Source organism: Arthrobacter sp. Y3223166 (genome assembly GCF_059090935.1).
In genome coordinates, this window is record NZ_JBNHGE010000025.1 from 34,952 (window position 1) to 46,961 (window position 12,010).

Below are 12,010 nucleotides of genomic sequence, written 5' to 3' on the forward strand. Positions count from 1 at the left end.
GGCGGCCCTACGCGTAGGCCCGCAGCACCGCCGCCTCCAGCTCCGCCTCGCCGGCCAGGCCGTGCGGGCGCACCAGTTTGTCCTGCCCGACGTAGTAAAAGGCGGCCTTGACGCGGTCCAATTCGATGCCGCGCAGGCGTGCCCACGCCAGCCGATAGACGGCCAGCTGCACCGACTTCACCGACAATTGCCGGCCCGTCGGCGCGGTTCCGGTCTTCCAGTCGATCAGGTCCCAGCTGCCGTCGGCGTCGCGGAACACGGCGTCGATGCGCCCGCGCACCACGACGCCGCCGACGCGGGTCTCGACGGGCACTTCGATGGCTGCCGGGACCCGGTTGGCCCATTCGGATGCCCTGAAGTTCTCGACCAGTCCGGCCAGCTCATAGGCCTCGTCGACGAAGGCGTCGGCCGCGTCCGGGTAGGCCTCGAGATCGAACATCCCCGTGGTGCCGAAGTATTCCTCGATCCAGCTGTGGAAGGCGGTACCCTTTCTGGCGGCCATGCCCGGCTTCCGGGGCACCGGGCGCCGCAGGCGCCGCGTGACTTCGTCCGGGTCGTCGGCCAGGTCCACCAGCAGCGACGCGGAGATGTGCGCCGGCAGCTCCACCTCGCCGGCGGTCGGTGCGGCATTGTGGCGTTCCAACAGCAGCCTGGCCTCATGGGCCCAGGTCGAGTCCGCGGCCGGCTGCCGGTCCTGTGCCAGCGACTCCAGCACGGCCTGCGCGGCCTGTTCCATGGCCGCCCGGCGGCCCGGACGCTGCCGCTGCGGGACACCGCTGCGGTAGACCCGCGGCCCTTCCAACGGGTCGAAGGGCCACATGGCTGTTTCCACTTCGGCCCGAAACGGATTCTCCGGCCCGAGTTCCTCGTCCGCTACCCATCGCCGCACCTGCACTGCCGTGGGTTCGTCCTGTGACATTGCGTGCAGTTCGGCCAGGAAGGCCGACACGGCCGTGGGCTTGACCTTGCTGCCGGTCCAGCCCGCGGAACTGCAGACCAGCAGGTGCTTGGCCCGGGTGTAGGCGACGTAGGCCAGCCGGCGCTCTTCGTCTTCACCGTGTGCCTGGACTTCCGACTTGTAGTCCGCTTCCGCGTTCAGCCAGGACAACTGGTCCGGCTGGTCGGTATCCCACTGGGGAAGGTCGGACCGGTCTCCGCGCAGCGGCCAGGGCAGGGCGGCGTGGCCGCTGCTCCACCGGTTGTCCGAGGAGGAGGGGAAGGCGCCGTCGTTGAGCCCGGGGACGAAGACTGCGTCCCATTCGAGCCCCTTGGAAGCGTGCACGGTCAGCAGCTGCACGGCATCGTGCCGCACGTCCACCTGCGCCATGTCCAGGCCTCCCTCTTCGGCGGCAGCCGCTTCCAGCCACGCCAAAAAGGCCAGCAGGTCCACGCGCTGCGACGTCTGCATGAACGCTGCCGCCGCGTCGTGGAAAGCATCAAGGTTGCGCCGCGCCTGGTGGATGCTCTGCCCGGGTTTGGAGGCAACCTCGATGTCCAGCAGCATGGTGCGTTCCACCTCGCCCAGCAACAGCGTCAGGTCGTCGCCGACGAAGCTGCGCAGGTAGCGGACCTCTTCCGCGAGGCGCCCCAGACGCTCCAGCGCGACGGGTGTCAGCGACCGCCCGTGGCGCGAGGTCCAGCCCGGCTTGGGCAGCCGGTCCAGCGCCTCGACCAGGGACGCGGCCTCGGCCAGGTCCTGTTCGACGACGGCCTCCCCCGCGGCCTCGTCCCGGTCCAGCTCGGCGGCCTCGCCTGCCGTTGCCGCGCGGCGCCTGCTTTCCAGGAACCGGGACCAATCGGCCAGGGCCATCAGGTCCGCCGGTCCGATCCGCCAGCGTGCCCCCGCCAGCAGCCGCATCAGCGCGTCGGACCGTCCCGGATCAGCCAGGACGCGCAGGGTCGCCACGAGGTCCACGATCTCCGGCTGTGCCAGCAGCCCGGCCAGCCCGATGATTTCGTAGGGAATGCCCCGCTCTTCGAGTACCTTGGCGATGCCCGGGATCTGTGCCCGCCGCCGGCACAGCACGGCGGTGCTGACGGGTTCGGCACGGCCGGTTTCAGGGTCCCGGGCGAAAACCGTCTTCCGTGCCCGTTCGATCGCGTCGGCGAGGGCGAGGGTCTCCTCCGCCTCGGTCGCGTAGCGCCCCAGTGCCACCGTTCCTTCCGTGGCTCCCGGCCGTGGGCGCAGCGGCGGAACGCTGATCCGGCCGGGGCGCGGACGGTTCGGGTCTTCCCGGTTCAGCGGTGCCGAGATCCGGTTGGCCATCCGCAGGATGTTGATGCTGTTGCGCCAGGCCACCGTGAGGAAACCGGCCGGAGCCGGGGCCCGCCGGCCGTCGTCGCCCACCAGGGGAAAGTGCTCCTGGAAAGCGAAGAGCTGGCCGGCGGAGGCACCGCGGAAGCCGTAGATGGACTGGTTCGGGTCGCCCACTGCGGTGACGGCATGCCCGTCGCCGAACAGTTCGGAGAACAGCACCATTTGGGCGTGGGAGGTGTCCTGGAATTCGTCCAGCAACACGACTTTGTAGCGGCTGCGTTCCAGCTGGCGGGCCTGCGGCACTTCACGGGCGATGCGGGCCGCGAGGGAGACCAGGTCACCGAAATCCAGCACCCCCCGTTCCCGCTTTGCCCGGTTGTAGCCGGCCGCCAGGTTGGCCACGGTGATCCGGGTCCGCAGCCGGTCCAGCAATTTCCGCACCTCCGCCTTGGCCTGCTTGGTGCTGCCGTCGATGTAGGGAAGGGCGGCGATCCGCTCCACCTCCTCCGCGAGGTAGCCGGCAGCCTGGTCCGGGGTGACCAGATGCTCCGAGCATTCCCCGGCGAACTGCATCACGGCGTTGACCAGGGTCGATTTGCCGGCCACCAGGTGCTCGATGGGGCCGTCGTACGCCTCCACGCAGTGGCTGGCCAGCTGCCAGGACTGCGCGGTGCCCAGCAGCACCACGTCGCGTTCAATTCCCAGGCGCAGCCCGTAGTCGCTGACCAAACCATTGGCGTACGAGTGGTACGTCGAGACCTTCGGTTCCACCAGTCCGGCAGCATCGTCGGCCTCCTGCGGCAGCAGGCCCTTGCGGTCCAGCTTGGCCAGCTGCGCGCGGATCCGGGCTGCCAGCTCGCCTGCGGCCTTGCGGGTGAAAGTGACGCCGAGGATTTCATCCGGGCGGACAAAGCCATTGGCCACGAGCCAGACCACGCGGTCGGCCATTGTCGCCGTCTTGCCGGAACCCGCGCCGGCGATGACCAGCATCGGCTGCAGCGGGGAGCTGATGATGGCCGACTGTTCGGCTGTCGGCAGGTGCTGGCCCAGCAGTCCGGCAAGCTCTTCCGGGCTGTAGGTTGTGGTGACCGTTCCTATGCTCATTCGGTGACCTGCCTTCCTTCTGCGCACAGGGGACAAATTTCCGGTGCACGGCAGCCGTGACCGCCGTTGCCGGACCGCTGCGGATCGTGCCGGGCCTCGAATTCGGAAGCGGCCATGAGCGCCGCGGCCTCGTGGATCATCGCTGTGGCCCAGTCTTCGCCGTCGGCCAGGCTCTCCTGCTGCTGGACTTTGACCGATTTCAGGTCCTGTCCCAGTTGGACCAGGGAAGCGCCGCCCGGGGCTGACGCATGTTCGGGGAATCCTCCGGCCTGGACCGCCGCCTGGTAGCTGCCCAGCTGCGGGTGCCGCTCCAGTTCTGCCTTGGTCGGGGCAGCGCGTCCCGTTTTCAGGTCCACGATGTGGAGCCGCCCGTCGGCGTCCAGTTCCAACCGGTCCACCTGTCCACGCAGCCTGGCCACGCGTTCCGGACCCGGCAGGTCAACCGAGAAGTCCTGTTCCACGCCGACCAGGCTCCGGCCCTCCGCACGCATCTGGATCACATACTGGGCCAGTCTCCGGACCATTCCTTCGGCACGGTTGAAGTCAAGCCGTCCCTCCCAGTTCTCCTTCATCCCCAACTGCGGCCAGCGCCGGACCAGTTCGGCCACGTATTCCGTTCCCGTGCCCGCGGGGATGTCTTGCGCAATTCCGTGGACCAGGGTACCCAGGCTGCGGGCGAAGTCGGTGGCCGCTTCGCCCCCTGCCGCTTGGATGAACCAGTCGAGCGGGGATTTCTGGACGGCTTCCACCTTTGAGGGGGAAACCGGGACGGGTTCCCCCTCCGGAACGACCGGTGCCGTGCTGCTCAGCGGCAGCAGTCCCCACCAGTCGCGCGGGTGAGCGCCGGGCACCGGCACCGGGCTGGCCGCCAGCATGGCGAGCACGGCGGCCGCATCCGCCGCCTCTTCCGGACGGGTCGAGGCTTGCTGGGCGGCCTGCCGGAGTTCCGCTGCCAAGGCACGCACGGTTCGCGGGCGGAGGACTTCGGTCGCCGGACGGGGGGTTTCCGGATCCAGCCAGGGCTCAACCAGATCGAGGAACTGGGACGGCTGGGCGTCTTCGGACTGCACCGCCGTGCAGATCAGCCGGCGTTCGGCGCGCGAAATGGCCGTGGAGAAACTGCGCAATTCGTCGTACCGGATTTCCCGCAGCCGGGTCACCGCGTCGATCCGCCGGGCCTCCTCGACGCCGCGCTCCAAAACCTCCACGAACTCCGTGCTGCCCAGCAGTTCGCCACGCAGCCTGGTGTTCGGCCACACCCCCTCCTGGACGCCCGCCACGATGACCAGCGGCCAGCCCCGGCCCGCCGCCGAGGCGGGCGTGAGCAGTTCCACGGCTTCCCGCACCTGGGCGCGCGGCGCGAGGTTGTCCATCGGCAGTTCCTGGTTCAACAGGTATTCCAGGAACTGCCGCGGGCTCGAGCCGGGGAGTTGGTCCACATACCGCTCGGCGGTCTGGAACAGCGCCATCATGGCGTCGAGGTCCCGGTCGGCCCGCACGCCGACCGGGCCGCCTTGCAGTGCCTGTGCCGCCCAGCGATCGGAGAGCCCGGTGGCGGACCACAGTGCCCACAGCACCGTCTCGGCGTTGGCCCCCGGCTCGGCCGCCGCGTCCCGACCGGCCTTGAGCATCCGCGCGATCCTCCTGGCGGATCCGCCTTCCCTTCCGAGCGTGCCGAGGAACACGGGGTCGCCGATCGCTTCCACGAGCAGGGAATCGCTGGACCGGCCCCCGCCGCCGAGCAGCTCTTCGCGCCTCAGTGCCTGGCGCAGGCGGCGCAGGTCGATCGCCGTCGCGCCGCCGATCCTGGAGGTCAGGAGGGCGACGGCAGCGTCGGGGGTGAGTAGTTCCGGCTCCAGGGCCACGGCCAACGCGTCCAGCAGCGGCCGGACCGCGGCCTCGTCGCGCACCGCGCTTTCGGCAACCGGGACCTTGACCGCGATGTCCTGGCCGGTGAGGTAGCGGGCGAGGGCCGAGAGCTGGCCGCCGGTGCGGACGATCACGGCCATCTCGCTGAGCCGGTAGCCCTCGAACAGCCTGGCTTCCAGGATCCGCTGCGCCACATAGCGGTGCTCGTGGACCGGCGACGCGACCACGTGCGAACTGGCGGCGGGCGCGTCGTTCCGGTCCGCGCCGCCGTGGGCGGGCGCGGTTCCGCTCCCGGTTTCTGCTTCCGCACCGGGATGGACGAGGTCGCGGGCGCGGTGCGCCCCGGCGACCTGCGAGATCCGGGCGGCAGCTGACTGCCAGGCGGTTGCGACTCCGGGAGCCATCCGGTGCGAACTGGTGAGGACCAGCGTGTGCAGCGGCCTGTCCGGTGTGCCAACCAGCCCGGGCAACTTGCCGAGGACATCCGGACGGGCGCCGCGGAACCCTTGGACGACGGTGTCCGGCGAGGCCGCGAAGACGGCATCCTGTCCCTCCGCAAGCAAGGCCAGGAGCTCGAAGACCGCGGGGTTGGCTTCCTGGAGGTCGTCCGCCAGGATCAGCCGGAGGCGGCTGCGCTCCCGCTCCAGCAGGCCGGGATGCTCCAGCAGCAGCTGGCGTGCCGAAGTGATGATTCCGGCCGGGTCGAAGGCCTCGGGCATCCGGAGGTCGATCACGTCACGGTACTCGCGATACAGCCGGGCCGCCGCCATCCAGTCCGCCCGGCCATACTCTGCGCCCAACTGTTCCAGTTGCCCTGCGGTGCTGCCGTACTCGGTCAGCCGGTCGAAGAGCTGGCGGACCTCCTGCCGGAAGCCGCGGGTCGCCAGAGCCTGCTGCAGGTCTTCCGGCCAGCCGGCCCCCGGACCGTAGCCGGCACGATGGCCGGCCAGCAGTTCGGCGATGATCTGGTCCTGCTCGGGTCCGGACAGCAGCCGGGGCGCGCGCTCCACCAGCGGCAGCAGTCCTTCCACCCGTGCCCGTCGGATCAGGTCGAAGGCATAGGCCGACCAGGTCCTGGTCGGGGTGGTGCCCAGGCTGCGGTTGAGGCGCCCGGTCAGCGCGTCGCGCAGGCGCGCGGCCGCCAGCCGGTTCGGGGCCAGGAACAGCAGGTTCGCCGGGTCAAGTCCGGTTTCCTCCACGCGGCGCACCGCGAGTTCCACCAGAGCGGTCGATTTTCCCGTACCCGGGCCGCCGAGGACCAGCACCGGACCGCAGCCGGCGGGCAGGTCGATGACCTGCGCCTGGTCCGGACTCGGAAGCGGGGCACCGGCGGATCCGGTTTCGGGCCGGACCAGTTGCAGCCCGGCCGACGGCTTGGTCTCGATCATGGCCCCATCCCATCAGCCGGTTCGGACACTTTGCGCCGGAGCTCCTCGATCGCTGCGTATTCTTCAGGCCCGGGCACCCAACGGGCTTCCGCCATGCGCACCCTGGCCGGCCACGCCGCCGGCTCCGCCAGGGGCGTGCCTTCCCGGCGGTAGTGCGCCACAGCCTGTTCCATCAGCTCACCGGGCAGGGAACCGTTGGCACGAATAACGCGCCACCACGGAACCGCCGCGCCGTGCAGGGACAGGATCCTGCCGACCAGCCGGGCGCCTCCGGCGTCGAGCAGCTCGGCGACATCGCCATAGGAGAGCACCCGGCCCCGCGGAATGATCGCGGCAAGGTCGAGGACCGCCTCTACAATCGCCTCGCGCATTACACCAGTGTAATTTAGCGGCCCCGCGAGGCCTGCACCGGCGGGCTGCGGGAGCCGCTTCCACACACCGCGCGGCGCCTCCCCGGGATTGTCCGATCCGCCGGATAGCGTTGCGGACATGAACAGCTGGCATACCGGTCCCCGCGCCGCCTTCGATCTCGAAACCACGGGCCGTGATCCCCACACCGCGCGGATCGTGACGGCGTCCATCGTCCTGGTCGACGCGGCGGGACAGCCGCTGCAGGAGCGGGAGTGGCTGGTGGACCCCGGAGTGGAGATCCCTGCGGAAGCCGCCGCAATCCACGGGGTCAGCACCGAACGGGCCCGCAGCGAGGGCCTGCCCGCGGCAATTGCCACCGCCGGTATCGCCGAGGCACTGACCGGCTACTTCGACGCGGGCATCCCGGTCATGGCCTTCAACGCCGCCTACGATTTCACCGTGCTGGCACGCGAATGCTCACGGTACGGCCTGCGGGCCCCGGCGGCGGCTCCGGTGATCGATCCGTATGTCCTGGACAAGCAGGTGGACCGCTACCGGCGGGGGAAGCGCACCTTGGGGGCGCTGTGCGAACTTTACGGCGTCCGTCTCGACGCGGCGCACACGTCGGCGGCGGACGCCCTGGCCACCATCGGCGTCGCGGATGCCCTCGCCCGCCGCTACGCCGGATTGTGCATCGGCGCGGCCGAGCTGCATGCCCTGCAGGTCGACTGGTGCGCACAGCAGGCGGCAAATTTCGAGGCCTGGCTGCGGCGCAAGGATCCGGAAGCCGTCGTGGACGGGGTCTGGCCGGTGCGCCTGATGCCCGCCGCTGTCTGACCCTGCCCCGGCCGGCACGAGCGCACGCGCCCGGCCCCTGAGTCAGCGCGGCGCTGTCAACTTCGCGTCGCCGTATGACGCAACGTCCCGTCGAATTCTGGCGTGTTGTCGCGGCTGTCATAATTAATCCTTGATGGCGGCACATGCTATGGCGGCTGTCGACGCTTCAGACATCGATTCCCCGAGGTTCCATGATCACCGTTACCGACCTGCGCAAGGTCTACCGCCAAGGCGGCCGCGAAGTGGTGGCCCTGGACGGCGTCAGCCTGTCCGTCCCCAAGGGCACCGTCCACGGCATCGTCGGCCATTCCGGTGCCGGCAAATCCACGTTGGTGCGTTGCCTGACCCTCCTGGACAGCCCGACGTCCGGATCGGTATCGATCAACGGGGCCGAGCTCAGTGCCGCCCGCGACGCCGACCTGAGGTCGGCCCGGCGCCGCATCGGGATGATCTTCCAGCACGCCAACCTGATGGACTCCCGCACCACCGCCCAGAATGTGGCGCATCCCCTGGAGATCGTCAAGACGCCCAAGGCGTCCATCCGCGCCAAGGTTTCGGAGCTGATCAGGCTCGTCGGCCTGGAGGGGTTTGAGGACGCCTACCCGTCCCAGCTCTCCGGCGGCCAGCGGCAGCGGGTCGGCATCGCCCGCGCCTTGGCTTCGGACCCGGACGTGCTGCTCTGCGACGAGCCCACGTCGGCCCTGGACCCGAAGACCACCGACGAAATCCTGACCCTGATCCGTGACCTGACCGAGCGGCTCCAACTGACCGTGCTGGTGATCACGCACGAGATGCAGGTCATCAAGCGCATCTGTGATTCGGTGTCGCTGCTGGAGGCCGGCCGGATCGTCGAACACGGCCCGTTGCGCGAGGTCGCCGCCGACCTGGGCGGCCGCCTCTCGAGCACGCTGCTGCCGCTGCCTTCGGCCGAGGCGACCGGCGGGGGCACGATGCTGGAAATCCTCTATTCCGGCGAACGCGCGTCGGAGCCCGTGCTGACCGGGGCTGCCCGGGCCTTCGGCCTGGACCTGAACGTCCTGGCCGGCAGCGTGGAGTCGCTGGCCGGCACCCAGTTCGGCCACCTGCGCATCGAACTGCCGGCCGGGGCGGACACGGCTGCCCTCACCGAGCACCTGGTCGGCCAGGGCGTTGCCGTCCGCGTCCTGCAGGAGGAAGCGGCATGAACTTCATCGACGAACTGACCACCAACCCGGGCATCACCAATGCCCTGCCGGAAGCGATCGGCGAAACGTTGCTGATGGTCGGGGTCTCGGGGGCTTTCACCCTGCTGATCGGCCTGCCGCTGGGCATCTTCCTCTACACCAGTGCGCCCGCCGGGCTGCGGCCCATGCCCGTGACGAACCGGATCGTGTCGGACATCATCGTGAACATCACCCGGTCCATTCCGTTCGCCATCCTGATGATCTCGCTGATCCCGCTGGCCCGGGTCATCACCGGTACCTCGATCGGTGCCCTGGCCGCCTGCGTCTCGCTGACCATCGGCACGGTGCCGTTCTTCGCCCGCCTGGTGGAAACCGCGCTGCGGGATGTGAGCTCCGGCAAAATCGACGCGGCCCTCGTCATGGGTTCCACCCGCCTGCAGGTCGTGGTCAAGGTCCTCGTTCCCGAGGCTTTGCCCGGGCTGGTTGCCGCCTTGACGACGACGTTGGTCACGCTCGTGGGATACTCCGCCATGGCGGGCCTCACCGGCGGCGGCGGCCTCGGCCAGCTCGCCTACAACTACGGCTTCCAGCGGTTCGACACCACCGTCATGGTGGTCACCATCGTGATCATGGTGGTCCTTGTCCAACTCATCCAATGGATCGGCGACGCCGTGGCCCGGCGGGTGGACCACCGCAGCGCTTCCACCGCAGGCTCGAAGCGCCGGCGGCATGAGCCGGCAACCGCCGTCTGAGCGCAACGTCCGCGACCGTGTCGGGACACCGCCGTCCCGCCCCCACGCTTCCCGCCCGCCTCACCGGCAGCGGAAGAATGCAGCCAGTAGCCGCTAGCTGCACCACATCCGGGACGAACCGACTTCGGCCGGCCCGGTCATTCGAAAGGAACGCACGCAGATGCGTAAAGCACTAACGCTCATTGGTACCGGCCTGGCTGCGGCCTTGGCGCTGACGGCTTGCGGTGGATCCGAATCCACCCCCAGCGCCGAGACCACGCTGGATCCGGCCAATCCCGTCACCGTCACGGTCGGTGCCACTCCCGTGCCGCAGGGCCGGATCCTGGAATTCGTTGATGAGAACCTGGCCCAGGAAGCCGGGATCGATCTGGAGATCAAGGAATTCACCGATTACCAGACCCCGAACATCGCCCTGAGCGACGGCTCGCTGGATGCCAACTACTTCCAGCATCTGGCCTTCTTTGAGCAGCAGGTGGCTGACAAGGGCTACGACTTCGAACATGGCGAAGGCATCCACATCGAGCCGTACGCCGGGTTCTCGTCGAAGCACCAGAGCGTCGAGGACCTTGGCGAGGGCGCAACCATTGCGATCACCAACGACCCGGGGAACCAGCCGCGCGCACTCAAGATGCTCGAAACGGCCGGGCTGCTGACCGGGATCGAGGACGATTCGGCGGCGCTGACGCTGACCGCGGAGCAGAACCCCAAGGGCCTGAAATTCGAGGAGAACCAGCCTGAAATCCTGGTCCAGTTGATCGAGGATCCGAAGATCGACCTGGCCATCATCAATGGCAACTTCATCCTGGATGCGGGGCTGAACACCGACGATGCAGTGGTCGTCGAGTCCTCGGAGAACAACCCGTATGCCAACTTCCTGGTCTGGAACGCCGGTGACGATAATCCTGCCGTGGCGAAGCTCGAAGAGCTGCTCCACTCGCCGGACGTGAAGAAGTTCATCGAGGAAACGTGGCCCAACGGCGACGTCTTCCCCGCTTTCTAGTCAGTCCCGAACCGCTGGCGTGAGCGGCAACGGCCGACGCCAGAAAGGTCCCCGGAAGCTTGGGCTTCCGGGGACCTTCTGTGTCCGGCCGATATCTGGCCGGCGGCGTGCCTGGTCAGCGGCCTCGCCGGACCGGCGCGGGTTCCTCCGCGGAGCTCCTTCCCGACATCACCTGGATCACCACCCAGCCCACGGCGGTGACCGGAACGGCCAGGACGGCGCCGATGATGCCGCCCAGGATGGTTCCCGCGGTCAGGGCCAACAGGATCACCAGCGAGTGCAGGCTCACCGAGCGGCCCATCACCACCGGCTGCAGGAAGTTGCCCTCCAGCTGCTGCACGATGATCACGACGGCGACCACTACCAGCGCGGCCACCGGCCCGTTGGCCACCAGCGCCACCAGGGTCGCCAGCACGCCGGCGACGGTGGCTCCGACGATCGGGATGAAGCCGCCGATGAAAATCAGTACCGAGAGCGGCAGCGCCAGCGGTACCTGCAGGATGAACAGGGCGAGTCCGATGAAGAAGGCGTCGACGGCCGCGACGGTGGCGGTGCCCCGCACGTAGCTGCCCAGCACGTCCATGGCGCGCGACCCGGCCAGCTCAAGCTGCGGCCGCTTGGCCGCCGGGAACCAGCTGAGCAGGAAACGCCAGATGCGCGGCCCGTCCTTGAGGAAGAAGAAGAGGATCACGGCCATCAGGACGGCCCCGGTGACGACTTCGGCCGCCGTCGACAATCCGCTCAGCGCGCTGCGTCCCACCGTGGCGCTGGTCAGGAAGTCGACCACCCCGGCGAGCGCCTCGTCGATCTGCTGCTGGCTGACCGGCAGCGGGAAGGTGGCCAGGAACTCCTGCAGCTGCATCCAGCCCTCGCGGGCGGAGCTGACCAGCTCGTCCGCTTCGCTGCGGACCGCGAAGACGATCCCGGTGATCACGCCGCCGAGCACCACGAGGATCCCGAGGAACGCCGTCGCCGTGGCCAGCGCCGCGGACCAGCCCCAGCCGCGCAGCAGCCGCACCACCGGGCCCACGGCCGCCGCCAGGATCAGGGCGATCAGGACGGGAATGACGAGGAGCCGCAGCTGCAACAGTCCGTAGATCACCACGCCGGCCAGCAGCAGCGTGAGCAGCAGCTGTGCGGAACGGGTGGCCGTCCGTCCGAGTCCGTCGGACCAGATCGCGCGGGGCGGCATGGGCGCCGGGGCCGGATCCAGCCGTGACTGCACCGGCGCGGGGGCGGGCTCGGTCCCGGACCGCACCGGCGGCGGCCCGGCCTCCGCCAGGGGCGTC

At 69.4% G+C, this 12,010-nt stretch carries 8 protein-coding genes; 4 read left to right on the plus strand and 4 right to left on the minus strand.

Annotated features, from left to right (window positions below; all coding sequences use genetic code 11):
• Positions 1-7: 7 nt before the first annotated feature.
• The 3 genes from AC5RUH_RS11750 to AC5RUH_RS11760 are packed head-to-tail and all read right to left on the minus strand — an operon-like array spanning position 8 to position 6,989.
• Positions 8-3,361 (minus strand): ATP-dependent helicase, encoded by a 3,354-nt coding sequence (locus tag AC5RUH_RS11750; protein WP_494128657.1) that lies wholly within the window; start codon positions 3,359-3,361, stop codon positions 8-10.
• Complete coding sequence (locus tag AC5RUH_RS11755; RefSeq protein ID WP_494049681.1) at positions 3,358-6,618, minus strand: ATP-dependent helicase; 3,261 nt, start codon at positions 6,616-6,618, stop codon at positions 3,358-3,360. The genes AC5RUH_RS11750 and AC5RUH_RS11755 overlap by 4 nt, the downstream gene beginning before the upstream one ends.
• Positions 6,615-6,989 carry an MGMT family protein gene (locus AC5RUH_RS11760; protein ID WP_494022650.1) on the minus strand — a complete coding sequence of 125 codons (375 nt, stop codon included), beginning with the start codon at positions 6,987-6,989 and terminating at the stop codon, positions 6,615-6,617. The genes AC5RUH_RS11755 and AC5RUH_RS11760 overlap by 4 nt, the downstream gene beginning before the upstream one ends.
• Before the next feature lie 118 nt (positions 6,990-7,107).
• Between AC5RUH_RS11760 and AC5RUH_RS11765 the strand changes: the two genes are divergently transcribed.
• From AC5RUH_RS11765 to AC5RUH_RS11780, 4 genes are all read left to right on the plus strand, one after another.
• The gene (locus AC5RUH_RS11765; RefSeq protein ID WP_494128658.1) at positions 7,108-7,806 is read left to right on the plus strand and encodes a 3'-5' exonuclease; all 699 of its coding nucleotides are present in this window, start codon (positions 7,108-7,110) and stop codon (positions 7,804-7,806) included.
• A gap of 191 nt (positions 7,807-7,997) precedes the next feature.
• Complete coding sequence (locus AC5RUH_RS11770; protein WP_494000261.1) at positions 7,998-8,990, plus strand: methionine ABC transporter ATP-binding protein; 993 nt, start codon at positions 7,998-8,000, stop codon at positions 8,988-8,990.
• Complete coding sequence (locus AC5RUH_RS11775) at positions 8,987-9,721, plus strand: methionine ABC transporter permease (protein ID WP_494128659.1); 735 nt, start codon at positions 8,987-8,989, stop codon at positions 9,719-9,721. The genes AC5RUH_RS11770 and AC5RUH_RS11775 overlap by 4 nt, the downstream gene beginning before the upstream one ends.
• A gap of 160 nt (positions 9,722-9,881) precedes the next feature.
• A complete protein-coding gene (locus AC5RUH_RS11780) occupies positions 9,882-10,721 on the plus strand; it encodes a MetQ/NlpA family ABC transporter substrate-binding protein (RefSeq protein ID WP_494128660.1) in 840 nt (279 codons plus the stop codon).
• 115 nt (positions 10,722-10,836) lie between these two features.
• Here the strand turns inward: AC5RUH_RS11780 and AC5RUH_RS11785 are convergent, their stop codons facing one another.
• The gene (locus AC5RUH_RS11785; protein ID WP_494128661.1) at positions 10,837-12,003 is read right to left on the minus strand and encodes an AI-2E family transporter; all 1,167 of its coding nucleotides are present in this window, start codon (positions 12,001-12,003) and stop codon (positions 10,837-10,839) included.
• Positions 12,004-12,010: the final 7 nt, after the last annotated feature.

Excerpts from the sequence above, each read along its gene's own strand:
- AC5RUH_RS11765 (WP_494128658.1), top strand. The coding sequence starts at position 7,108 with ATGAACAGCTGGCATACCGGTCCCCGCGCCGCCTTCGATCTCGAAACC.
- AC5RUH_RS11780 (WP_494128660.1), top strand. The coding sequence starts at position 9,882 with ATGCGTAAAGCACTAACGCTCATTGGTACCGGCCTGGCTGCGGCCTTG.
- AC5RUH_RS11750 (WP_494128657.1), bottom strand. The coding sequence starts at position 3,361 with ATGAGCATAGGAACGGTCACCACAACCTACAGCCCGGAAGAGCTTGCC.
- AC5RUH_RS11770 (WP_494000261.1), top strand. The coding sequence starts at position 7,998 with ATGATCACCGTTACCGACCTGCGCAAGGTCTACCGCCAAGGCGGCCGC.
- AC5RUH_RS11760 (WP_494022650.1), bottom strand. The coding sequence starts at position 6,989 with ATGCGCGAGGCGATTGTAGAGGCGGTCCTCGACCTTGCCGCGATCATT.
- AC5RUH_RS11755 (WP_494049681.1), bottom strand. The coding sequence starts at position 6,618 with ATGATCGAGACCAAGCCGTCGGCCGGGCTGCAACTGGTCCGGCCCGAA.
- AC5RUH_RS11775 (WP_494128659.1), top strand. The coding sequence starts at position 8,987 with ATGAACTTCATCGACGAACTGACCACCAACCCGGGCATCACCAATGCC.